At 63.6% G+C, this 20,790-nt stretch carries 23 protein-coding genes; 12 read left to right on the forward strand and 11 right to left on the reverse strand.

Annotated features, from left to right (window positions below):
- The first annotated feature begins 102 nt into the window (after positions 1 to 102).
- The 3 genes from ACFQS4_RS21590 to ACFQS4_RS21600 all read left to right on the forward strand — a co-directional run bounded on the left by ACFQS4_RS21590 (position 103) and on the right by ACFQS4_RS21600 (position 2,803).
- Positions 103 to 867: an IclR family transcriptional regulator gene (locus ACFQS4_RS21590; RefSeq protein ID WP_500196476.1), complete on the forward strand. Its 765-nt coding sequence runs from the start codon at positions 103 to 105 to the stop codon at positions 865 to 867.
- Between the two features lie 87 nt (positions 868 to 954).
- The gene (locus tag ACFQS4_RS21595; RefSeq protein ID WP_500196478.1) at positions 955 to 2,100 is read left to right on the forward strand and encodes a methionyl-tRNA formyltransferase; all 1,146 of its coding nucleotides are present in this window, start codon (positions 955 to 957) and stop codon (positions 2,098 to 2,100) included.
- The gene (locus ACFQS4_RS21600; protein WP_500196481.1) at positions 2,093 to 2,803 is read left to right on the forward strand and encodes a polysaccharide deacetylase family protein; all 711 of its coding nucleotides are present in this window, start codon (positions 2,093 to 2,095) and stop codon (positions 2,801 to 2,803) included. The genes ACFQS4_RS21595 and ACFQS4_RS21600 overlap by 8 nt, the downstream gene beginning before the upstream one ends.
- Positions 2,804 to 2,842: 39 nt before the next feature.
- On the opposite strand, the gene ACFQS4_RS21605 is transcribed toward ACFQS4_RS21600, so the two are convergent.
- The 4 genes from ACFQS4_RS21605 to dph2 form a co-directional block, all read right to left on the reverse strand.
- On the reverse strand, positions 2,843 to 3,772 hold the full coding sequence (locus ACFQS4_RS21605; RefSeq protein WP_500196484.1) for a phosphoribosyltransferase HisG-related protein: 930 nt from the start codon (positions 3,770 to 3,772) through the stop codon (positions 2,843 to 2,845).
- A 218-nt stretch (positions 3,773 to 3,990) separates the two neighbouring features.
- Positions 3,991 to 5,829: an AAA family ATPase gene (locus ACFQS4_RS21610; protein WP_500196487.1), complete on the reverse strand. Its 1,839-nt coding sequence runs from the start codon at positions 5,827 to 5,829 to the stop codon at positions 3,991 to 3,993.
- Positions 5,830 to 5,900: 71 nt separating this feature from the next.
- Entirely contained in the window at positions 5,901 to 6,743 is an 843-nt protein-coding gene (locus ACFQS4_RS21615) for an MBL fold metallo-hydrolase (protein ID WP_500196489.1), read from the reverse strand.
- 157 nt (positions 6,744 to 6,900) lie between these two features.
- Entirely contained in the window at positions 6,901 to 7,950 is a 1,050-nt protein-coding gene (gene dph2, locus ACFQS4_RS21620; RefSeq protein ID WP_500196490.1) for a diphthamide biosynthesis enzyme Dph2, read from the reverse strand.
- Between the two features lie 97 nt (positions 7,951 to 8,047).
- Between dph2 and ACFQS4_RS21625 the strand changes: the two genes are divergently transcribed.
- From ACFQS4_RS21625 to ACFQS4_RS21635, 3 genes are all read left to right on the forward strand, one after another.
- The gene (locus ACFQS4_RS21625) at positions 8,048 to 8,440 is read left to right on the forward strand and encodes a YlbF/YmcA family competence regulator (protein ID WP_500196492.1); all 393 of its coding nucleotides are present in this window, start codon (positions 8,048 to 8,050) and stop codon (positions 8,438 to 8,440) included.
- A gap of 120 nt (positions 8,441 to 8,560) precedes the next feature.
- Positions 8,561 to 9,469, forward strand: coding sequence for a cell division protein CdpA domain-containing protein (locus tag ACFQS4_RS21630; protein WP_500196495.1), 909 nt, complete (start codon positions 8,561 to 8,563; stop codon positions 9,467 to 9,469).
- A 96-nt stretch (positions 9,470 to 9,565) separates the two neighbouring features.
- Positions 9,566 to 10,591 carry a disk-shape morphogenesis protein volactin gene (locus ACFQS4_RS21635; protein WP_253436680.1) on the forward strand — a complete coding sequence of 342 codons (1,026 nt, stop codon included), beginning with the start codon at positions 9,566 to 9,568 and terminating at the stop codon, positions 10,589 to 10,591.
- Positions 10,592 to 10,688: 97 nt separating this feature from the next.
- Here ACFQS4_RS21635 and ACFQS4_RS21640 read toward each other — a convergent pair whose 3' ends face one another.
- Positions 10,689 to 10,859 carry a zf-TFIIB domain-containing protein gene (locus ACFQS4_RS21640; RefSeq protein ID WP_254157201.1) on the reverse strand — a complete coding sequence of 57 codons (171 nt, stop codon included), beginning with the start codon at positions 10,857 to 10,859 and terminating at the stop codon, positions 10,689 to 10,691.
- Positions 10,860 to 11,020: 161 nt separating this feature from the next.
- On the opposite strand from ACFQS4_RS21640, the gene ACFQS4_RS21645 reads away from it, so the two are divergent.
- From ACFQS4_RS21645 to ACFQS4_RS21655, 3 genes are all read left to right on the forward strand, one after another.
- Positions 11,021 to 11,428 carry a DUF7961 family protein gene (locus ACFQS4_RS21645; protein ID WP_500196499.1) on the forward strand — a complete coding sequence of 136 codons (408 nt, stop codon included), beginning with the start codon at positions 11,021 to 11,023 and terminating at the stop codon, positions 11,426 to 11,428.
- A gap of 3 nt (positions 11,429 to 11,431) precedes the next feature.
- Complete coding sequence (locus tag ACFQS4_RS21650; protein WP_500196501.1) at positions 11,432 to 12,130, forward strand: METTL5 family protein; 699 nt, start codon at positions 11,432 to 11,434, stop codon at positions 12,128 to 12,130.
- Between the two features lie 169 nt (positions 12,131 to 12,299).
- A complete protein-coding gene (locus ACFQS4_RS21655) occupies positions 12,300 to 13,556 on the forward strand; it encodes an RNA-guided endonuclease InsQ/TnpB family protein (RefSeq protein WP_500196504.1) in 1,257 nt (418 codons plus the stop codon).
- A 76-nt stretch (positions 13,557 to 13,632) separates the two neighbouring features.
- Here the strand turns inward: ACFQS4_RS21655 and ACFQS4_RS21660 are convergent, their stop codons facing one another.
- Positions 13,633 to 15,462: a rhomboid family intramembrane serine protease gene (locus ACFQS4_RS21660; RefSeq protein ID WP_500196506.1), complete on the reverse strand. Its 1,830-nt coding sequence runs from the start codon at positions 15,460 to 15,462 to the stop codon at positions 13,633 to 13,635.
- Positions 15,463 to 15,619: 157 nt separating this feature from the next.
- Here ACFQS4_RS21660 and ACFQS4_RS21665 point away from each other — a divergent pair, with 157 nt between their 5' ends.
- Entirely contained in the window at positions 15,620 to 15,904 is a 285-nt protein-coding gene (locus tag ACFQS4_RS21665; RefSeq protein WP_500196508.1) for a DNA-directed RNA polymerase subunit L, read from the forward strand.
- A gap of 250 nt (positions 15,905 to 16,154) precedes the next feature.
- On the opposite strand, the gene hisF is transcribed toward ACFQS4_RS21665, so the two are convergent.
- The gene (hisF, locus tag ACFQS4_RS21670; RefSeq protein ID WP_500196509.1) at positions 16,155 to 16,967 is read right to left on the reverse strand and encodes an imidazole glycerol phosphate synthase subunit HisF; all 813 of its coding nucleotides are present in this window, start codon (positions 16,965 to 16,967) and stop codon (positions 16,155 to 16,157) included.
- Between the two features lie 214 nt (positions 16,968 to 17,181).
- On the opposite strand from hisF, the gene ACFQS4_RS21675 reads away from it, so the two are divergent.
- On the forward strand, positions 17,182 to 17,364 hold the full coding sequence (locus ACFQS4_RS21675; RefSeq protein ID WP_253436664.1) for a DUF7550 family protein: 183 nt from the start codon (positions 17,182 to 17,184) through the stop codon (positions 17,362 to 17,364).
- A gap of 187 nt (positions 17,365 to 17,551) precedes the next feature.
- Here the strand turns inward: ACFQS4_RS21675 and ACFQS4_RS21680 are convergent, their stop codons facing one another.
- Positions 17,552 to 17,764, reverse strand: coding sequence for a ribbon-helix-helix domain-containing protein (locus ACFQS4_RS21680; RefSeq protein WP_252701061.1), 213 nt, complete (start codon positions 17,762 to 17,764; stop codon positions 17,552 to 17,554).
- Positions 17,765 to 17,886: 122 nt separating this feature from the next.
- Positions 17,887 to 18,180 (reverse strand): hypothetical protein, encoded by a 294-nt coding sequence (locus ACFQS4_RS21685; protein WP_500196513.1) that lies wholly within the window; start codon positions 18,178 to 18,180, stop codon positions 17,887 to 17,889.
- A gap of 200 nt (positions 18,181 to 18,380) precedes the next feature.
- Here ACFQS4_RS21685 and ACFQS4_RS21690 point away from each other — a divergent pair, with 200 nt between their 5' ends.
- Positions 18,381 to 18,971 carry a sulfite oxidase-like oxidoreductase gene (locus ACFQS4_RS21690; RefSeq protein WP_500196516.1) on the forward strand — a complete coding sequence of 197 codons (591 nt, stop codon included), beginning with the start codon at positions 18,381 to 18,383 and terminating at the stop codon, positions 18,969 to 18,971.
- A 1-nt stretch (position 18,972) separates the two neighbouring features.
- On the opposite strand, the gene ACFQS4_RS21695 is transcribed toward ACFQS4_RS21690, so the two are convergent.
- Positions 18,973 to 19,758, reverse strand: a complete 786-nt coding sequence (locus ACFQS4_RS21695) for an ABC transporter permease (RefSeq protein ID WP_500196518.1) — start codon at positions 19,756 to 19,758, stop codon at positions 18,973 to 18,975.
- Positions 19,751 to 20,767, reverse strand: a complete 1,017-nt coding sequence (locus ACFQS4_RS21700) for an ABC transporter ATP-binding protein (protein ID WP_500196520.1) — start codon at positions 20,765 to 20,767, stop codon at positions 19,751 to 19,753. The genes ACFQS4_RS21695 and ACFQS4_RS21700 overlap by 8 nt, the downstream gene beginning before the upstream one ends.
- Positions 20,768 to 20,790 lie beyond the last annotated feature (23 nt).

The following is a 20,790-nucleotide window of genomic DNA, read 5'->3' on the forward strand; positions in this document are numbered from 1 at the left end:
CGCATGTTATTTTCCCGGTAATAAAGGCGCGACTGTCACGGGCTGTTCACCAATGGAGAACAACAGTTTTGTACGAGGGGTTCCGTATATCAGAGACGAACGATGGGGGAACACAATGGGGTCTCCGTTCAGGCCACCGCGACCACGTTCGCGATCGTGGAGGCGCTCAGGGACCGCGACCAGGCCGGTGTCACCGAGTTAGCGAGCGAACTCGAGCTCTCGAAGAGCGCCGTCCACAACCACCTGTCGACGCTCTCGACGCTCGGATACGTCGCCAGCGAGAACGGACGCTACTCTTTGACGCATCGATTTCTCCGTCTCGGATTGACCACGCGAGAACGTAACCCCGTGTATCGGGCCGCACGGTCGGACCTGCGAACGCTGGCACAGACGACCGGCGAGAGCGTCAATCTCGTCGTTCCCGAGGACGATCACGGAGTCTACCTCTACCGCGTCGGCGACGGCGAGCATCCGATACCCGAGGGTGGCCGCGTCGCACTCCACGCCTCGGCCGCCGGAAAGGCGATCCTCGCCTACCGCGACCACGAAGCCGTCGACGCGTTCGTCGAGGGACATGGCCTTCCCCAGCTCACCGAGCGAACCGTGACCGATCCGGCAACTCTCCGAAGCCAGCTTCGATCGATCCGCGACCGCCGCGTGGCGTTTGACCGCGGCGAACAGACCCCCGACTGGCAGTGCGTCGCGAGCGCCATCGTCGTTGAGGGCGACCCCGTCGCCGCAATCAGCGTTTCCGGCCCGATCGAACGCATGCGCGGCAAACGGCTCGAGGAGGACGTCACCGGACTCGTCGTGAGCACCGCGAAGGCGATCGAACTCGAGTTGCTGACCGAGGGAGCGCCGACCTGACCGACGGGTCGACCTAATCGAGGAAGGCATCGACCACGTGGTGGAAATCGGCATCTAACAATGTGACCGTCTGTCTTCACTGCGGACATGACCGCCGATAGCGAGCACTCGATCGTCTACGTCGGGTGTACCGCGCCCGGGAACCAGGTGCTCGAGTCCCTCCTCGAGCACGACCTGCCCATCGACTCGGTCGTGACGATCGACCCCGAAATGGCCGCGGCGAACGACGTCTCCGGCTACGCGTCCCTCCGCCCGACCGCCGAGGCTCACGACCTCGAGGTGTACCACCCGCGAACGTACTCGATGACCGACGCGGCCGACCTGGATCATTTCCGGACAATCGATCCCGACCTCCTGATCGTCAACGGCTGGCAGCGACTGATCCCGGAATCGATTCTCGAGACGGCAACCCACGGTGCGCTCGGGAACCACGGTAGCGCGTTCGGCCTGCCGAAGGGTCGCGGCCGTTCGCCGCTCAACTGGTCGCTCATCGAGGACCGCGACCGATTCCTCCTCTCGGTGATTCGACTGGACCCCGGCGCCGACTCCGGGGACGTGGTGACGACCCGTAAGTTCGATATCACTGAGTTCGACACCATCGAGACACTATACTACAAGGTCTCGATGTGTCTCGAGGCGATGCTCCTCGAGGTCGCCGAGCCGATTCTCGAGGGCGAGCGGCTCTTCGAATCGCAGACCGGGGAGCCGACGTACTATCCGAAGCGCAATCCCGAAGACGGCGAGATGCACTGGGCGAACGGTACTCGAGAACTGTACAATCTCGTTCGAGCGGTAGCCGATCCCTACCCGGGTGCGTTCACCTACGTCGATGCCGACGGCGACGTTGGCTCCGATACGAACACCGACGCAACCAGCAACGACGACATCTCCCGAAACCGCCTCGAGCAGGTCATGATCTGGGACGCCATTCCGTTCTCGTCGGACCTCGCGAAGTCGGCTCCGCCCGGGACGATAGTCGAGGTCTTCTGGACCGACGAGTTCGTCGTCGCGACCGGTGACGGGACCTTGCTCGTCCGCGAGTGGGATGTGGACTCGAGCCCAGGCTCGGATTCGGGCTGGGAACCCGCCGTCGGCGATCGGTTCGAGTCTCGCGGTGAACCGGATCGTATGGACCGGCCTGGGCACCACGAAAATCTCTCGAGTTCGGGTTCGGGTTCGGGTTCGAACACAGATTCGGATTCAGATTCAGATCAGGGTGACCGGAATGCCTGAGCTCTCGACCCTCGAGCGCCTCGAGTACACCCTGGAGGAGTACGAACATCTCCTCCGTTCGTTGCTCGAAGACGGCGTCTCCTTCGTGGGCTTCGGCCGGTCCCTCGACCACGACGAGGTGATCCTGCGCCACGACGTCGACCTCTCGCCGGAATTGGCTCTCGAGATGGCACGACTCGAAGCCGCACTCGACATTTCGTCGACCTACTGCGTACTGGTGACGACGCCGATTTACAACTTGCTCGAGGTCGATCAGTCGAAAGCCCTGGCGGAGATCCAGGCACTGGGTCACGACGTGGCGGTCCACTTCAACACTCACCACTACTGGGACGACCGACCGAGCGACGACGAACTCCGAACGCAGGTGCGCGCCGAGTGCGACGTGCTGGGGACGATACTCAACCGTCACGTCGACGTCGTCTCGTTTCACCGCCCGCCCGAGTGGGTTCTCGACGTCGATTTCGACGGCTTCGAGAACACCTACCAGCCGGCGTACTTCTCGGAGGTAACCTACCGGTCGGACTCGAGCCAGAAGTGGCGCTCCGAACCGCCGTTCCCGGAGGGACGACCGGAGCGGATGCAACTGCTGGTTCACCCGGGGCTGTGGGGTGAATCTCCCAGACGGATGGCCGACATCGTCGCCGAGGTCGCGACGAGACAGCGCGCGCACGTCGACTCGTACCTGGATGGACTCGGCGTCTGAGGGGTGTGGCGTACCCGGAGACCCGGTGAGGTGTTACGACTACGAGAGCGCGACCTCGAGTTCCGTCTCCGTTTCGTCATCCGCGAGGAGTGACCGCACGGCGGCAACCTCGGGCGAGATTTCGGCTGCGTTTTCCATCAGCACCGTCTCGCTGGGGAACAGTTGCTCGCCCAGCACCAATCCGTGGTCCCTGGCGGTCGAGCCGGTGACGGTGAGGTAGACGCCGACGCCCGCCTCGGCGATGGCACGCTCCTCTTCGACGCCCTCGTCGGGGTATCGAAACCGGACGTTCTCGAGGCTGTCGGTACCGAGGACGGCCCGAACCAGCCGTTCGTAGCGCGGGGTGATACACAGCGGCCCCGCGTAGTCTCGCAGGAAGTCCCGATCGATCGGCTCGTTCGAGGGGGCCGCCTCGGGCGTCGCCATCAGCGTGTGGTAAACGGTGTCACCGAGACCCGAAACGACCTGGATGTCGGTGTTCGCGGGATCGATCCGCGCGTTGACGTCCGCGATGCGCTCGAGCGGTTCGGCGCGCAAGTCGACGACCTCCTCGAGGACGAGGTCGGCGCTGTCGAACCCGAGCGCGAACTCGTGGGTTCGGAGGGCGCGAAACGGCTCCTCGCGGCCAACGAGGACGAGTTCAGTTCCCTCGGAGATGCCGTCGACGCCCTCGAGCGGAATTGTGACGCTGTCGAAGACGATCCGCCGTGGCTTGCCGGCTCGATCGTCCCGGAGCAGAGTGTACTCGGGGGCCGTCGGATCGTCGACGGTGCTGTAGGTGGCGAGGCGATGGTAGACGTCGGGTTCGTCGGGCTCGACGGAGCCCTTGGTCACGGCCTTCTCGTGTCGAAGCGTCGTGATGACGTCGTCCGCGAGATCCGGTACGTCGAGTCGACGTGCCAGCAGGTCGAGGACCGACTCGAGCGGCCGACCCTTTCGCGGTATCGCGAGTGGAATGCGCTCGCCCATTGGCGTAGCTGTGAGACGGGCGGCTAAACCGGTTGCGTTTCAGGTGAGATTGTCGTGGCTATGGTGTCCGTGGCGGCTGTGGCGACGGTGGTGTCTGCGGTGGTCGTGGCCACCGTGGTGTCCATGGCGCCAACCGGAACTCGGATCGAAACGAGAGCACGGAACGACCGGCAGAACAGCACGATCGACGGAACAGAACGACCGATGGAATGAAACAGCTACTCCGAGAACATCGAACCCAGCTGGTTTCGCCACTCCGTGATGTCCGTGACCTCGTCTCGAACCTCCTCGAGGTCCTCCTCGAGGGTCTCGACGTCAGACTGGACGTCTTCGACCGACGATTCGACGTCGTCGATACCTTCCTGCAGATCTGTTTCGACCTCCTCGAGGTCACCTTCGACGCGCTCCAGATCGTTCTCGACGTCCTCCAGGTCGGCCTCGAGGTCGTCGACTGCCGAATCGGTATCAGCGAGTTCGGCCTCGAGGTTCTCGGTACGTTCGTCGACGGTTTCAACCGTCTCGCTGACCGCCTCGAGGTCGGCCTCGAACGAGTCGACCAGTTCCGTGAACTCGGTGATGAGCTGTTCGCCGGTTCCGTTCTCGTCGAGGAATTCCTCGAGGGCGCCGGTGTAGGCGGCGAGTTCTTCGACCCGGGACTGGAGGTGCTCGATCTTCGCGGCGTCACTTCCCGAGAGGGTGGCCGTCGGTGGTTCGGAGTCGACGTCGACATCCAGGGCCGACCGGATCGCCTCGCGGTCGTCCTCGTCGAGTTCACCGGAGCGGAGTTCCTCGGCGAGGGCCGCGCCGATGGATGTGGCGTCGGTCGGAAGCGGTTGGGCGTCGGCCGCCGCATCTGGGCTCTGCTCGTCGGTCACGTCAGTTTCGTCCGCGTCCGCGTCATCGTCTTCGTCCGTATCGCCGTCGGTGGGATCCTTGAGGTCCAGTTCCTCTGCCTCTGCCTCTGCCTCTGCCTCTGCCTCGGCGTCGGCGTCGGCGTCTTCGGCGTCGGCGCCTTCGGCGTCGGTATCTTCGGTATCGTCTACCGCATCGTCTGCGTCGTCCGCCTCAGCGGCCGCCGCCTCGAGGTCGAGTTCGATCGTCGGCGCGTCGTCGTCTTCCGCTTCGGCCTCGTCTGCGGGATCCGGCAGTTCCTCGCCGTCGAACCCGAGGTCGATGTCGGGGGCGTCCTCATCCTCGTCGGCTCCTTCGTCCTCGTCGACGGGAGTCGGGTCGGTGTCGACGTCGCCAAGGTCGAGGTCGAGTCCCTCGTCCTCGTCGAGGAAGCCGCCGGTGTCTTCGTCAGCGTCGCCAGCGTCGTCGGAAGTCGTGTCCTCGCTTTCCGATTCATCGAAGTCGAGGTCGATGGACTCGTCCTCGTTTTCAGCTTCTGTAGGCTCGTCGTCTTCGGCTTCTGCGGCTTCGTCCTCGTTCGCGGCTTCTGCAGTCGCTTCCGCGGATTTGTCCTCTGCTTCGCTCGATTCCTCATCGTCTCCATCGTCCACACCATCCTCGTCGTCCTCGAGGCCCGGCACGCTGTCGGCCTCTCCCGACAGCATGTCCTTGACCACCTGATTGCTGTCGTCGGCGATGATGTCGTCGATCATCGTCTCGTCGAGGTGGCCAGCCGCCTCGTCATCCGCCTCGGCTTCGTCCTCCAGCTCTCCGCCCCCATTCTCGTTCCCGTCTTCGTCCGTGGACACGCCCTCGATCGTCGGTTCAGTCAGGAAGTCGGTCTGATCCGTCTCCTCGTCGAGGCGGACGCCGTAGACTGTGACCAGCGGGTCGTCGGGCGAGACGACGCCGGAGAACTCGACGTGGTTGTCCTGGAACGCCGTCCAGTTCTCGCTGTGGTACTCCGGGTGAAAGCCGACGCTGTCCATCGGGAACGATTCGGGAATGTCCTCAGAGAGTCGGACTGTCGCCGGTTCATCTCGCGTCGATTCGAACTCGAACCGGACGGCCGGCACGGGGAACTCGTCTGCGGTGAACGACTTTCGCACCGTTATCCCACTGTCGGTCACCTCGACCACTTTCTCACCATCCGCGGTTTCGCTCATGCGAGCAACGTTAATTCAGCATTACCTTAAAACGAACGGGCGCTCGTTCGGGTGATCGAACGGGCTCTTTCTCAGGCGAGGTCGACCCGATCGCCGATCTCGACGACCTCGAGTCGCTCGGGGTAATCGAAACTCCGTGCGTGGTGGTGGAGCACTTTCGGGTCGGCGGTCAGCCCCTTCCACATGTCCCAGTGACTGGGGAGCAGGGTCTCGAGTTGCAGTGCCTCGGCGCACTCGATGATCTGATTCTCGTCGTTGTACCATCGTGTACGCTCGGGTTCGCCCGTCTCCTTGTCGGGGATGGTGCCGACCGTGCCGAACGCGAGGATGCCGAGGTCGAGGTCGTACGCCTCGCCGATAAGCTCGAACGAATCGTCCTCGGGGGGTTTGGTGTCGCCTCCGTGGAACACCGTGCCCGCCTCGTGTTCGATCACGTAGCTCACGGGATGGGTCGCGTCGGGGTCGTTGGCCGGCTCGACGTGGACCGTGAACTCGCCGACCTCGACGGTGTCTCCCTCCGTCACTTCCGCGAACTGGTCGTCCCTCACGTCCCAGTTGTCGGTCCACGCTTCGTCCTCGCGCGCGACCGCGAGGCTGTCGTCGGGGCCGTACAGCGTGGCGCTCGAGTTCGCCAGGATCGGTGCCTGACTCGGGCCGTGGACGTGGTCGGTGTGTTCGTGGGTGACCAGAACGGCGTCGGCGTGGTCGACGTCCTCGGGGTCGAAGGGCACTGGAACCATCCGTACCGTCCGCGGCGGATCGCCCAGTCCGACGTAGGGGTCGACGTAGATGGTCGTCCCCTCGCGTCCCTTCAGGACGAAGCCGTTACAGCCCAGATACCAGACCGCGACCCCGTCGGGGTCGGCCGATTCGATCGCGTTCGGGAGCCAGTCTCCCCAGTCGCTCGTTGCCATACTCGAGTCTGTGTGAGGACGGTGGGTAAGTGTTGTCGTTCGATTTTCGCTCGCAAATTCTGGGTTCTTCCGAACGTTTGCAGCTGCCAGGTATGCTATAGAATTTATAGAAATTGCTATAATTGGTATAGTGAACCCAGCTCGATCGCGTCTGTGCTCACCAGGTCCCGTGGAACGTGTCGAACTCGAGGCTCTCCAGAGGTTCGTTCCCGACGGCAATCTCGTACTCGCCGGGGGTCAGCATCGGTTTGTGGAATCGCGGCCCATCGTCGGTCGTGATCCGGGGACAGCCGGTGTTGACGAAGGCGTCCATGTCGAAGTTGCGCAGGCGGTCGGGGGTGACCTCGTCCATCGTGATGAGGTAGGCGTCGTCGTTGCCCTCGAGGATCTCCTGGGCCTTCTCCCAGCGGCCCTGCCCGATTTTGGTACAGAAGATGACGCCCCACTTCTCGGCGTCCATCGCGCGGTGGACGGCGCCGTAGCGCTGTTTCATGAACTTCTCGGTATCCGCCACGGTGACGACGTTGTTGACGGGGTCGGCGATGACGACGTGTTTGTCTGGATGTTCCATCGCGAGACCCAGCGGGTGGAACTTCCCGCCGCCGACGTAGAGCACCTGGTCGGCGGGCACGTCCGCGCTGGCGTAGTTGCATCCCAGTACCTGTCCCTCGTGGGTCAGGCGGTCGTCGCCGCGACGCGTCTTCACGTCGTAGCCCTGGTCCTCGAGGAAATCGCGCATCTCCTCGAACCGGTTCATGTGCTGGGCGGTGGTGACGAGTCCGACGTCCGGCGTCTCCTCGACCGGCTCGAGGGTCTCGAGGGCCTCCTCGATGATCGGCGTCACCTCGACGTTCGAGAATAGCGGGACGTAGATCACCTTGTCCGTGTCCTTCATCGGCGAGTGGCCGAAGTGGACGAACACGTCGGTGCGTTTCATCAGGTAGGTGTCGAGGTCACAGGCGCCGTAACAGGGTTGGCCCGAGAGCATGATCGTCACGTCCTCGGGGACCAGTTCCCGGAGGTCGTCGGCCACCTTCGGGCCGCGGCGTTTCAATCCCTCGGGAAACTGTAACCCGATCTTCTTCGCGTCCTTCTCCTCGACGGCGTCGACGATTCGCTCGAGTTCGTAGTCCCACTCGCGATCGTGTTTGAGGGACATACCCGTGTTCCGGAGGTCACCCTCGCTGTACTCCGACTCCTGGCTCATTGGACGATATTGCGGACGCGGACGTAAAACGACGCGGGTTTGCGGCGCCGACAGCGGATCCGGCACATACAAACGGCCCGCGTCCCAACCTGGGTTCATGAGCGTCGAAACCGCCCCCGACCCGACCGAGACCGACGTCGAATCGCTCGGCGAAGAACTCGGCGAAGCCATCACGACCCTGCCCGAGTACGAGGCCTTCGAGGAGGCCCAGCGCGCCGTCGAAGCGGACGACGAGGTCCAGGCGAAGATCGACGAGTTCGAACGCGTGCGCCAGGAGTTCATGATGGCCCGCCAGACGGGGACGGCCTCCCAGGAGGACTTACAACACCTTCAGGACACCCAGCAGGAATTGCACGCGATGGAACCGATGGCCGACTTCCTCGAGGCGAAGGGCGACCTGACGGCACGCCTCGAGTCGATCAATCGGGCGATTTCGGACCCGCTCGCGGTGGACTTCGGCGGCGAGGCTGGCGGCTGTTGTCACGACTGAGCGGCGTCGCACTGACCTGAACCGCCGTTTTGATCACTCACGTTCCGTTCGAATCGAGCGCAAACGGAGCGAGTATTTTTCGTCCCAACAGTCATAATACTGGAGGGTAAATGGAGGTCAATGGCAGCCGAAGACCCTGCAGATGGGTACCTGTTCGACCTCTACCGGCGCTACATCGGCGAACCGGACGACCGGACCGATGTGTACGTCGGGTTCGGACTGTTTCTCGGTGGTATCGGATTCGCGATCGTCGCGCTACTCATCTACCTGTGGAGTAGCACGCTCGAGCCTCGCTCCCCGGCGCACCTCGCGTGGGTAGAGCCGGCGTACTCCGTAGCGATGGTCTCGCTCCCCGTCCTGATGCTGGGGATCGTGGTCTTGCTCCCGTCGGAGCGACGGGTCCTGTTCACCTCGATCGCCGGGCTCGCCGTCACGGTCGTGGCCGTCGGTGGATTCCTGTACGCCTACCCCGATCACTGGAACGGGTACGGGAACGATTACACCGCCCAGATCGTCGCGGTCTACGCCGTTGGACTCGCCGGCGTCACCGCCTCGACGGGGGCGGCCCTGATCGCGCACTACCTCGAGATGGCCCGGGTCGTCGAAAACGTGAAAACGAACGACGACGGCGAGGAACTCACCTACTCCGACGAGGAGATCCGAGACGACATCGACGCCGCAATGGAGGGCGTCGAACTCTCCTGGGGTGGCGTCGAGAAGTCCGAGCACAAGCGACTGACCTTTTCGGACCACGAGTTCGACAGCGAGAACCTGAACACGAACATGGCGACGAAGACGACCCGCTCGAGCGGTGTCGACGCGCAGGTCGCGGGCCTCAAGGGGCTCAAGGGTGGAGAGAAGAAGACCGCCGTCTCCGAGTCGTCGGTCGACGACCAGACCCAGAAACTCAAGGAACTGCGCGAACAGCGACGCAAGGAACAGGCCGCTAAAGAGGCCGAGGGTCGTCGCATCGCGAACCCGTTCTCGGGGCTGCTCGAGCGCTTGCGTTCGCTAGTAAATCGTAATTAACGCACCCGTCGGTGGAGTAATCCGGGCTTATAACATCTAGCGGTACCGGAAATAAACGCACATAGATTTATAATCCGTCAGTGGAGTTGAGGAAACATGGCCAAAGGCCTAGACGTTGGAACAATGAACATCCTGTCGGCACAGCAGGATGGTTCCGATACCGTATTTGTGCAGCAGCGTAACTCCTTCGTGGAAATCGAATACTCCGATATGGCGGAGCAGATGCTCTCGCGGAGCGAAGTCCTTCACATCAGGAAGGACGACAAGGTGTACGTCGTCGGCGACGACGCCCTCAACTTCGCGAACATCTTCAACAAAGAAACCCGTCGGCCAATGAAACACGGCATCCTCTCGGCCGACGAAAAGAGCGCCATTCCGATGATGAAACTCATCATCGAGCAGGTCGTCGGTGAGCCATCCTATCCCGACGAGAAACTCTACTTCTCGACGCCTGCCGATCCGATCGACGACGATCTCTCGACGCTCTACCACCAGAAGACGATCGAGTCCTTCCTCAACGACATCGGCTACGACGCCGAACCGATCAACGAGGGGATGTCCGTCATCTACTCCGAACTCGCGGACAACAACTTCACCGGCCTCGGCATCAGTTTCGGTGCTGGGATGACGAACGTCTGTCTGGCGTACTACGCGGTTCCCGTCATGAAGTTCTCCGTCGCCCGCGGTGGCGACTGGATCGACGAGCAGGCCGCCCGTGCGACCGGAACCCCGGTCGACAAGGTCACCTCCATCAAGGAGGACAACTTCGAACTCGACTTCACGACCGATGTCGGCGGCGTCGAGGGTGCGCTCTCGATCTACTACGAGAACCTCCTCGACTACGTCATCGAGAACATCGTCAAGGAAGTCGACGACGAGGACGTCGAGGAAGGCCTCGACGTGCCCGTGGTCGTCACCGGCGGGACCTCGAGCCCCAACGGCTTCGAGGCCCTGTTCCGGGACCACCTTCAGGACGCGGCGATCCCGTTCTCGATCAGCGGTGTGAGCCACGCCGACGAACCGCTGTACAGCGTCGCTCGCGGCGGACTCGTCGCCGCTCGTTCGGACGAGGACGTCGATTACGAGGAAGAGGAAGCCGAAGCGACGGCTGCGAGCGAGTAACTCGTCCGTTTCCCGGTTCTCGGGTCCCGGTTCTCGAGTCCCAATTCGCGTATTTCTTCGATAGCGTTTCCCTCGAGTTCGACGGTCGTCAGCGACGCTACGTTTCGTAAAAGCGGTTGAACGCGTCTTGCCAGGATTCGAACGCCATCTCTCGGCTCTCGTGTTCGACGGGTACGTCCGCGAAACCGCATCGGCTACACGCGATCGTCGTGACCTCCCCCAGCGTGAGCCGCTCGAGTGGAGCCTGGCACCGTGGGCAGTCGTCCATGGCTACGGAATGACAGGCAGCTATCTTAAGTGTATGTTCTCGATCCGCTGGCGATGATACTGGCACTGGCGCTCACGGCGAACGGGCGTCGTCCGACCTCGACCTATATTACCACTAAGCATTTGAAAAACTATTTGTATGCGGCCTGTGTATGCCGTCGTATGAGCACCACTTCGTCCCCCCAGTTCGAGCGAACGATCGACCGCTGTCGGCCGACCGACGTCACTCCCGTGGCACTCGACGCCTCTGATCTCGACTCGACGGCCCCCGAGTACCTGCGCGACCTCAAGCGCGAGTTCACGCGAAACGACCTCTTCCCGGCCGGGTTGACGGTCGACGCCTGTTTCGCCGAGGACTGTTCGCTCGATACGCAAGCCGAAATCGATCGGGTGCGAAGCTACGTTCGCGCCGGCGCGTTCCTCGGCGTCGGCACCGTGACCGTCGATTGCGACGACGTCGCGAACGCCGAGAAGGTCCGTCCCGCGCTCGAGGCCTGCGCGGAACGCGCCGACCGCGAAGGGCTCGCGTTGGAACTCGACGCACCCATTACCCTCGACCGCGAAGCGTAGGCGATGCCCTCGGGGCTCTCCCGCCGACAACTCGCCCGCGTTCTCGAGTCAGTTGCTGATTTTCCCACGCCTGATATCGACCTCGAGCAGTACCTCACGCCCGCAGAGCTCGCCGCCCACCTCGTTCACCTCGCCGCCGTCCAGGGCGACCTCACCGGCGCGACGGTGCTCGACCTCGGAACCGGAACGGGGATGCTGGCGCTGGCTGCAGGCCAGTACGCCCCCGGCGTCGTCGTTGGCGTCGACGTTGACGCCGATGCCCTGGTCCAGGCGAGACGCAATCAGGGGCGCGTCGACGAGGTGGGCCGCGGGGTGGGCGCCACCTCGACCGTCGGACCGAGTTCGGGCTACGAGTGGATTCGCGCCGACGTGACTCGGCTCCCGCTCGGGCGGGGGAGATTCTCCGCGCCCGTCACCGTCCTCTCGAACCCGCCGTTCGGCGCCCAGCGCGGGAACCGCCACGCAGATCGACGGTTCCTCGAGGCCGCCGCCGACCTGGCCGACGTCTCCTACACCATTCACAACGAGGGGAGCCAGGCGTTCGTCGAGTCGTTCGCGGCCGACGAGGGTGGAACCGTCACCCACGCGTTCGGAGCCGAGTTTCCGGTCGACCACCGCTTTGCCTTCCACGACCGCGAGCGGGCGGTGCTCGAGGCCGAGGTGTTTCGGGTCGAGTGGCGGAAGAATGGGTCGCGGTCGTAGTTCGGATTCGGATCAAAGTCAGCGTAATTCAAGGTGGAGCCTCCGGCCTCAAGGAGCGACCGAAGTAAGCGAATAGGCCGGAGAGGAAACCGACATGGGACGACACAACCGGCATACCGCGACCGACTGACTCCCGAACGTACACGTACCGCCGAGTCTTCTCTGAAGTATGGACGTGCGTCGAACCGCCGTCGTGAAACTCGCCGTTTCCGACGAGCAACGCGACGCACTCCACCGAACCGCCGAGCAATACCTGTACTGCGCAAACCGAACCGCCGACTACTGTTGGTCTGAAACCTCGTACAGCGAGTGCAAGACCAACAAACGGCAGGTTCGTGACGCGCTCTACTCCGAACTTCGCGAAGAGACGGACCTCCAGGCACAACTCGTCCAAGCCGCGATACGTCGCGCCGTCGAAGCCATCAAAGGCGTTATCGAACGCTGGAAGAAGAGACAGCGCGTCGCTTGTCCGACGTTCACCGCCGAAACGATGGACTACGACACGCGAAGCGCCACCTTCTACCGATGCAAGGTGTCGTTAGCGACAATTGAGGGCCGGGTCGAACCCTCGTTCGTTCTTCCGGCAGACAGTCCAACGCCCTACGAGCGGTACGTCCTCTCCGAGGACTACGAGTTCCGCGAGAGTACGCTTCGGTACGACGCGGCAACAGACGAGTTCTACCTCAACATCTCGACGCGGCGGTGTGAGTCGGACGGTGACGACGTAGAGGTTCCGGTAGATACCGGGCACCTCGACCAAACGGTCCTCGGTATCGACCTCGGCGTCAACAGTCTCGCCGTCTCCTCGACCGGTACGTTCTGGCAGGGAGACGAGTACGACCACTGGTGTCGTGAGTTCGAGAAGCGACGTGGTGAGATGCAACAGCGCGGCACGCAGGCCGCACACAACGCCCTGCTTCGCCTCGGGAAACGCGAAGACGCGTGGCGCAAACAGTACATCCACACCGTTGCTAACGAACTTGTCGCGGAAGCTGTCGAACACGACTGCGACGCGATCGTGTTCGAGGACTTGACCGACATCCGCGAACGGCTTCCACACGCGAAGTGGCACCACCTGTGGGCGTTCCGACGCCTCTTCGAGTACGTGGAGTACAAAGCGCCCGATCGGGGTCTCTCCGTGGAGCAAGTCGCGCCGAACCACACGTCCCAACGCTGTTCTCGGACGGATTGTGGATTCACGCACGAGGACAACCGCCACGGAGAACGCTTCTGTTGCCAGAAGTGCGGGTACGAGGTGAACGCGGATTACAACGGCGCGAAGAACATCGGGCTCCGCTACGCCCGAAAGCGGACACACAGACTCCGTTCCTCGCCCACGTCGGGGGACGGAGATGCACCAGTAGACCTGCGTATACATGGTGGGACGGTGAACGGCGAGAGTCATCGGCCTATTGCCGGAGACTGATTGCCGGGAGTTCACATCAAAGCCCCACCCTCGAGGACCGAGGCGCGTCTGCGCCGAGGGAGTAGGGTGGGGTAGTTTACTTGTACGTCTCCTTGCTCGCGATCTGAACCGTCGTCTCGCCGGTGGTCACGAACAGGTCGTTCCTGAGGCGAGTGAACTCGAGGCCGTCGACGGTGACCGACTCGTCGGCGGCCGGAATATCGGCTCTGGCCGGGTCGGCCGATTCGTTCGCGCTGACCTCGAGGACGAACGCGCCGTCGTCGGGTACGATCGTGACGTTCTTGCCGTCGATTATCGCGTTAGCCGTCGACGGCTCCGAGGCGTGGGCGAGCACCCGCCGGTCGTCGTGCTCGAGCCAGACCTGGTAGACAGTGTCGTTCCCAACGGGGGTCCACCCCGCGCGAGTGGCGGTGATCGACTCCCGCCAGCCGGGGCCGCCGACGTGGACGGTTTCCGAGCCGCTGAAGGCCAGGCGCTGGGCGGAGACGGACTCCGACCAGATGTGACGGTCGGGACTCGAGACGATCACGCCGCTGCCCTCGACCCCTCCTGCGTCGAACGCCTCGAGGTCGACGACGGAGGCGATTGGGTTTTGCGCCTTCTCGGCGTACGTGATCGAGTAGTCCTCGACGGCGAGCGTGCCTTCCGTCGAGCCTGCGCCTTCCCCGTCGAGGACGAACAGGTTGACCGGAATCGCTGGCCCGCAAATCGCCGCGAGGACGACGAAGACGACCACGACCGCCGCGTACTGGCGCGACGTCTTCGCGAGCGACGGGACCCGGGATTTCGGCCGCGCGACGAGTTCGCGAATTCGCTCGTCGGTCGCCGCGTCGTCGGCCAGGAATCGGGAGAGGAGGCCGCCGTCCTCGAGTATCGGCGCGGTCGGCCGCGAGAGTCGGCGCTCGAGGCGAGCGGGGAGGATCGAGCGCTGGGAGCCAGCGACCGCGACGGTGATCACGAGCGCGAGCGCGATGACGACGACGACGCCGGGGCCCCGGAACAGGACGTACCGGTTCGCGCCGTCGAACCAGTAAATCGCCCAGAGCGACTTCGAGAAGCCGTAGATGAGGACGGCGAGCCAGATCGCGAGCGGGTCCGGCCGGTAGCTGTCGTCCCGCCGATCGAAAATCGCGAGTGCGATGACGAGACCGACGAAGAACCCAAGGGCGTGACCCTGGATGGCCGTCGACGCCCACCACGGGGCCGACGGCGGTCGGGGCTGGACGACGTACCACCCGATCGGCCGCTGGAGTGCGCCGTAGATCGTCGACAGGGTGCCGTGGACGCCGATGGCGCCGATCAACGTGACGATCGGATACCGAACGATCGCGAAGCCCGCGAAGGCGAAGACGACGCCCGAGAAGCCGATGACGGGGCCCAGCGCGAAGAGGCCGGTGATCACGCCGACGACGATGACGCCCGCGGGAAAGACGACGAAGGCGCGAAGGCACGGGTTCGTCAGGAGGCTCGAGGTGAGGCCGCTCGACGTGCTCGAGTTCGACTCGGCGGTTCGAGTTCGAGTTTGGCTCCCGTTCGCGTAGTGCCCCCACGCGTACTCGGCGATGGGCGCTACGACGACGGCGCCAGTGAGGTTCCCCGTGAGGTGGCCGGGGTAGGCGTGAGCGAACGGGGCGGTGAGGAGGCCCAGCGGATAGAAGAACGACCACGCGCGAAACGGCGTTACGACGGGGTTGTCGAAGTCGGTGATCCCGTCCTGGACGAAGAGGTAGACGGCGATCACGAAGCCGACGACGACCAGCGTTCCCCACGGCACGCCGAGGACGAACCGGTCCTCGAGGACGTCCCGCCAGCGGCGCTCTCTCGGATCGAGTCGGCTGACGACGAACAGCGAGCCGAGCACCGTCAGGACGACGAGTGCAGTGAGTCCGGTCGTCAGCCAGTTCATATCTGCTGGTAAGGGGGGAGCCGTATAGGGATTTCCCTCTTTACAGGGCTCGAGTGTTGTCTGGTTTGTGGCGAGGGGAATCGACGGCAGTCGACGAGTGAGGCCGAGTGCCAGCGGCTTCGAAAGGTACAAGCGGCCAACGGCCGGAGAGTGGGACATGGAACTGCGGGTCACCGAGAGCAGCGAGAACGAACTCTCGATCGAAATCGTCGGCGAGGATCACACGTTCATGAACGTACTCAAGGGTGCGCTGCTCGAGCACGACGACGTGAGCGCGGCAACGTACGACATGAACCCAGAACAGTCGGGCGGTCAGACCGATCCCATTCTGACGATCAAGACCGAGGGTGACGTCGCACCGCTCGACGCGCTCGAGGAGGCGGCCGGCGACGTCCGGTCGAAGACGGCGGCGTTCCGAGACGCGTTCGAAGCGGCGGTTTGAGGAGCTCGCTGCTGTTCTCGCCTGGTGTGACAGACGGATAGTACGTGGTCCGTCGTGAGTCGCACGTCTCGAGTCAGGCAAACCGTACGAGTCTACGAACAAAGTGAGCCCTACGAACTGGACCAGCGGGACGACCCAAGCGAGTAGTGCGAACGGCGTCGGCCGTCCTAGATCGCTCAACGAGGCACCGAGTGTGAGACTCGAAACGAATGCGATCGTTCAGTGGTGAGTGAGAGCTAGCGGCGAGCGGTCACAGCCTGACCGGCACGTCGCGCTCGTCGAGGTAGCGCTTGACCTCCTCGATCGAGTACTCCCCGAAGTGGAAGATGGAGGCGGCCAGCCCGGCGTCGGCGTCCGCCTCGGTGAACACCTCGTACATGTCCTCGGGGCCGCCACAGCCCGAGGAGGCGATGACCGGCGTGTCGACCGCCTCGGAAACGGCCTTCATCAGGTGCACGTCGTAGCCGTCTTTCGTCCCGTCGGCGTCGATCGAGTTGACGAACAGTTCACCGGCGCCCCGAGACTGTGCCTCCTGGGCCCACTCGACGACGTCGATGCCAGTCCCCTCGCGGCCGCCTTTCTTCGTGCACTCGAACCAGCAGGACTCGCCGTCGACGTCGACGTAGTGTTCGCCGCCTTCGTCGAACCGTCGCCGCGCGTCGACGCTGATGACGATGCACTGGCTGCCGAACGCGCGGGCCCCCTCGTTGATGAGTTCCGGACGCTCGAGGGCGCCCGTGGTGATCGAAACCTTGTCCGCCCCCGCGCGCAGGGTCTCCTTGATGTCGTCAACGGTTCGGATGCCGCCGCCGACGGTGAGCGGGATGAACACCTCGTCGGCGACTTGCTCGACGACCGAGAGCATGGTCTCGCGGCCCTCGGCGGAAGCGGTGATGTCGAGGAAGACGAACTCGTCGGCCCCGGCCTCGTTGTACGCGCGAGCCATCTCGACGGGGTCGCCGGTGTACTCGAGGTCCTCGAAGTGAACGCCGGTGTAGACCGCCGGGTTCCCGTCGTCGTCGACGTCGACGTCGATACACGGGATAATTCGCTTGGTGAGCATCTGACTCGAGGTTGGGCCGACCGGGGTTTGACGGTTTCGACCACGGCAGGTGTCCATGTCCGCGCCGTTTCGGATTGTGTGGCCGTCGCGTGTTATGGCCAGCCAATGGTGTTGGCCGTCTGTCGTCTGCCGTCAGTCGTTCGTGATCCGTCAACCGTCACTCGTCTTCCGTTGTCTAGTAGCGCTTAAGTGCTCGAGTCCGAAAGACTCGCGTATGACAGACGAGACGGAACCCACCCACGACGAGGATTCGGGAGCCACCGTCGGCCACGACCTCGAGGACGAGCGAACGACCGCGCCGATGAGTCCCTTCTCGCCGCGCGATGCGGCGTTCGGGTTCGTCGTGATGGTCATTGGCGTCGCGATCACCCTCGCAATCCCGATGGGTCTGTTCTAACCCTTCACTACCATCCGCGGTTTCGCCGTCGCTCGAGGCTCGCGGTTCGCTCGAGCACGCCACGTCGAACACATCACGCTGAGCACACCGCGCCGAATACGGGGAATTCCCGTGGCTCGACCGTGAGCGGACACGGTACTATAAAATAAAAAACGGCGTCGGAGGCCACCACAGCCACCAGAGAGCGTCAGAAAACGTACTCGTCGTCGTGGCCCATCATCCCGTCGTTCTCGAGGCCCGGCTCCTCCTCGTCCATCGGGCCGCTCGTCTTGTACGCCTTGATCCCCGTCGAGAGCAGGTCTTCGATCGCTTCTTCGCGGTTGACGAACTCGCCGCGTTCCACCATCTGCGCGATCTGCATCTCGAGATGTTCCGGTATCGTGATCTCTACTTTCGGCATCTGATTCGGGTTTCGGTGAGGGGGTATTTAAGATTGACGGGGCCGGGAACGGGCGTCCACGATGCAGTCGCTCGCGACCGTGTAGCGGTGAAAAATAAGCGCGTCAGAAACGTCGGTGCCCGCTACTTGCTCATCATCGACTCGAGCGTGTTCTTGATCGACGAGGCCGGCTTCGCCAGCATGTCTAGCTGTTGGCTCATTTTCCGCTGATTGAAGTAGCTCGCGAACGCCAGGATCGTCGGTGGCCAGAGGCCGACGAAGAGTCCTCGCTCCTTGTCTCCTCGCGCGAAGAAGTAATACCACGAGAGGCCGACCGACGCGGCTGCAGCCATAAACGCCGGCCCCATGGCCTGGGATCCCTTCTTTTCCATCTCGCCACTCGTCTCTCGCTCTGTGAGTCGTTGTGTACTCGCCATGCGATAGTCTCATCGCCCACGCCCGTATTGGTTATAAAGCGCGTATCCCTCAGTACCGAGGGATTGGTTCCCTCGAGCGTTCGTTCCATCCGGTTCCATTGGGGTCAACGGGCGGGGAATCTCGGATTTACTGCGCGAAACGGAGCGCCCGTCGACCTCGAGCGGTACGGTTACGGTCGTCCCGCACGGACAAGTCGACGATGAAGGACGTCACGAACCTCTACCAGGAGTTCGGCGACGAACGGTTGCCGCCCGGACAGCGCGAGACGTCGAAGTTCCCGGTCCTCTCGAAGGGCGAGACGCCGCCGTGGGACCCCGATACCTGGGAGTTTACGGTCACCGGCGCCGTCGAGAATCCGCTCTCGTTCACGTGGGAGGAGTTTCGAAACCTGACGACAGAAACTCAGCGCCAGGACTTTCACTGCGTCACCGGGTGGAGCAAGTTCGCCTGCGAATTTACTGGCGTGCCCTTCACCGTCCTGGCCGAGCGCGCCGGGGTGGCGGACGACGCGGTCCACGTCATGTTCGCGGCCCTCGACGACTACACGACGGACCTCCCGCTCGAGGACTGTCTCCGCGACGAAGTGCTCTTCGCGTGGGCCTTCGACGGAGAACCGCTCGCGCGCGAACACGGTGGGCCACTTCGAGTCGTGACGCCACACCGCTACGCCTACAAGGGGGCGAAGTGGGTCACCGGCGTGGAGTTTCTGACCGAACCGGAACTGGGATACTGGGAACGACGAGGGTACTCCGAGACGGCCGACCCGTGGAAGGAAGAGCGGTACAGCTAGCTTAGACGTCTTTTCGCGTGAACCAGGCGCTGCTGGCGAGGACCAGGACGAGCGTAATCGCAACGAGAATCGCGACGCCGACGAAGTCGTACTTGCCCTGGAGGAGAACGTCGTTCGGATCGTAGTAGCGCATCGGGACGACGGCCCCGAGGAACTCGTAGCCGGTCCCCTCGAGCAGCGATTCGACGAGGAAGATCCCGAAAGTGATTCCGAGGGCGGCGCGCTGGGCGATCCCCACCCGGTCGAAGAAGACCGAACAGCAGAGGCCGATCCCGGCGCAGGCGAACAGGTAGGGGATCGAGAGCAGGTGGACCGCGAAGACGTCCGCCACGGAGAGCGACTCGTCGATGAGCCACCCGCCCGCGAGGATCACCGGCGGGAGGAGGAGGTTCACCGTGACGATGGGCACGGCGAGGGCGGCGAACTTCTCGGCGACCAGTTGCGGTCGCGAAACCGGCATCGCCAGGATGGTGTCCATCCGGCCGCGGTCGACGTCGTCGGCGATCAGTCCGGCGGCGCTGTAGGCCAGGTAGAGTCCGAGGAGGATGACCCAGCCGAAGACGTAGAACTCGAAGGCGAGAAAGCCCTCGAGCGATGCCATCGTCTCGACGTCGAACAACTGGAGGATCTGTGGCGGGTACGCATCGAGGAGTTCGTCTTCCTGGAAGGAGTCGCGAAAGGACGGATAGACCCAGACGATCATCCCGGCCAGCGCAATCATCCCGATCGAGAGGTAGAGGCTGCCCTTCACCCGCTTTCTGGCCTCGTACCAAAGGAATTCAAACATCGTCCTCGCCTCCGTAGAACCGCATGAAGACGTCCTCGAGCGGCGCCTCCTCGATCGAGAGGTCGAGCAGGTCGTACGGCGAGAGGCGCTCGAGCAGGGCGTTGATGTCGCCGGTGAAGGTGAACGCGCACTCGGTGAAGTACGCCGTCTGTGCACCCGTGACGGCCGGGCTACCCTCGCTGTGTCCGTTGCCATTGCCGCCACCGTCGCCTCTGTCACCTCCGGGTCCGTTGGTACCTCCGGCACCGCCACCACCGTCGCCGCTGGCGCTCGTCTCGAGCCCGTGAACGCCCTCGAGGTCGAGCGTGTCCACGGGGATCGACTCGCTGGCGTGGATGCGGACGACTTTCCCGCTCCGGGTGAGCAGGGTCTCGATCGGGTCCACGGTTACCAACTGCCCGTTACGGATGATGCCGACGCGGTCACAGAGTCGGCGAACCTCGCCCAGAATGTGCGAGGAGAAGAACGTGGTTACGCCCCGGTCGCGTTCGGCTCGCAAGAACTCCGAGAAGCGCTGTTTCATGAGCGGGTCGAGCCCACTGGTCGGCTCGTCCAGGATCACGAGGTCGGGGTCGTGCATGAACGTCGTGACGATACCCAGCTTCTGGACGTTCCCGCGGGAGTACTCGCGCACCTGGCGGTCGAGCGGCGGGTCGAACAACTCGAGCAGTTCGTCCCGGCGCTCGCCCCCTTTCACCGCGGCGTGGAGGTCGAGGATTTCGGTTCCGGTCGCCTCCTCGTCGAACCCGGGGTCGTCCGAGAGGTAGCCGACCTGGCGCCTGGCCTCGAGCAACGCCTTCCGGTCGCGGATATCCGCGCCGAGGACCTGGGCCGATCCTGCCGTCGGCGAGATGAAGCCGAGCAGCATGCGGATCGTCGTGGTCTTGCCCGCACCGTTGGGACCGAGGTAGCCGAAGATCTCGCCACGATCGACGGTGAGCGTGAGGTCGTCGGCCGCTCGCACGTCGCCGTAGTCCTTCGTGAGCCCCTCGAGTTCGATGACGGCCATACCGAAGCCTACTCAGCACGACC

The sequence above is a fragment of the Saliphagus sp. GCM10025317 genome (assembly GCF_042663665.1).
Classification (GTDB): Archaea; Halobacteriota; Halobacteria; order Halobacteriales; family Natrialbaceae; genus Natronosalvus.

Bases quoted from the DNA above. Each gene is read 5' to 3' on its own strand.
- ACFQS4_RS21590 (WP_500196476.1), top strand. From the start codon at position 103: ATGGGGGAACACAATGGGGTCTCCGTTCAGGCCACCGCGACCACGTTC.
- ACFQS4_RS21595 (WP_500196478.1), top strand. From the start codon at position 955: ATGACCGCCGATAGCGAGCACTCGATCGTCTACGTCGGGTGTACCGCG.
- ACFQS4_RS21600 (WP_500196481.1), top strand. From the start codon at position 2,093: ATGCCTGAGCTCTCGACCCTCGAGCGCCTCGAGTACACCCTGGAGGAG.
- ACFQS4_RS21605 (WP_500196484.1), bottom strand. From the start codon at position 3,772: ATGGGCGAGCGCATTCCACTCGCGATACCGCGAAAGGGTCGGCCGCTC.
- ACFQS4_RS21610 (WP_500196487.1), bottom strand. From the start codon at position 5,829: ATGAGCGAAACCGCGGATGGTGAGAAAGTGGTCGAGGTGACCGACAGT.
- ACFQS4_RS21615 (WP_500196489.1), bottom strand. From the start codon at position 6,743: ATGGCAACGAGCGACTGGGGAGACTGGCTCCCGAACGCGATCGAATCG.
- dph2 (WP_500196490.1), bottom strand. From the start codon at position 7,950: ATGAGCCAGGAGTCGGAGTACAGCGAGGGTGACCTCCGGAACACGGGT.
- ACFQS4_RS21625 (WP_500196492.1), top strand. From the start codon at position 8,048: ATGAGCGTCGAAACCGCCCCCGACCCGACCGAGACCGACGTCGAATCG.
- ACFQS4_RS21630 (WP_500196495.1), top strand. From the start codon at position 8,561: ATGGCAGCCGAAGACCCTGCAGATGGGTACCTGTTCGACCTCTACCGG.
- ACFQS4_RS21635 (WP_253436680.1), top strand. From the start codon at position 9,566: ATGGCCAAAGGCCTAGACGTTGGAACAATGAACATCCTGTCGGCACAG.
- ACFQS4_RS21640 (WP_254157201.1), bottom strand. From the start codon at position 10,859: ATGGACGACTGCCCACGGTGCCAGGCTCCACTCGAGCGGCTCACGCTG.
- ACFQS4_RS21645 (WP_500196499.1), top strand. From the start codon at position 11,021: ATGAGCACCACTTCGTCCCCCCAGTTCGAGCGAACGATCGACCGCTGT.
- ACFQS4_RS21650 (WP_500196501.1), top strand. From the start codon at position 11,432: ATGCCCTCGGGGCTCTCCCGCCGACAACTCGCCCGCGTTCTCGAGTCA.
- ACFQS4_RS21655 (WP_500196504.1), top strand. From the start codon at position 12,300: ATGGACGTGCGTCGAACCGCCGTCGTGAAACTCGCCGTTTCCGACGAG.
- ACFQS4_RS21660 (WP_500196506.1), bottom strand. From the start codon at position 15,462: ATGAACTGGCTGACGACCGGACTCACTGCACTCGTCGTCCTGACGGTG.
- ACFQS4_RS21665 (WP_500196508.1), top strand. From the start codon at position 15,620: ATGGAACTGCGGGTCACCGAGAGCAGCGAGAACGAACTCTCGATCGAA.
- hisF (WP_500196509.1), bottom strand. From the start codon at position 16,967: ATGCTCACCAAGCGAATTATCCCGTGTATCGACGTCGACGTCGACGAC.
- ACFQS4_RS21675 (WP_253436664.1), top strand. From the start codon at position 17,182: ATGACAGACGAGACGGAACCCACCCACGACGAGGATTCGGGAGCCACC.
- ACFQS4_RS21680 (WP_252701061.1), bottom strand. From the start codon at position 17,764: ATGCCGAAAGTAGAGATCACGATACCGGAACATCTCGAGATGCAGATC.
- ACFQS4_RS21685 (WP_500196513.1), bottom strand. From the start codon at position 18,180: ATGGCGAGTACACAACGACTCACAGAGCGAGAGACGAGTGGCGAGATG.
- ACFQS4_RS21690 (WP_500196516.1), top strand. From the start codon at position 18,381: ATGAAGGACGTCACGAACCTCTACCAGGAGTTCGGCGACGAACGGTTG.
- ACFQS4_RS21695 (WP_500196518.1), bottom strand. From the start codon at position 19,758: ATGTTTGAATTCCTTTGGTACGAGGCCAGAAAGCGGGTGAAGGGCAGC.
- ACFQS4_RS21700 (WP_500196520.1), bottom strand. From the start codon at position 20,767: ATGGCCGTCATCGAACTCGAGGGGCTCACGAAGGACTACGGCGACGTG.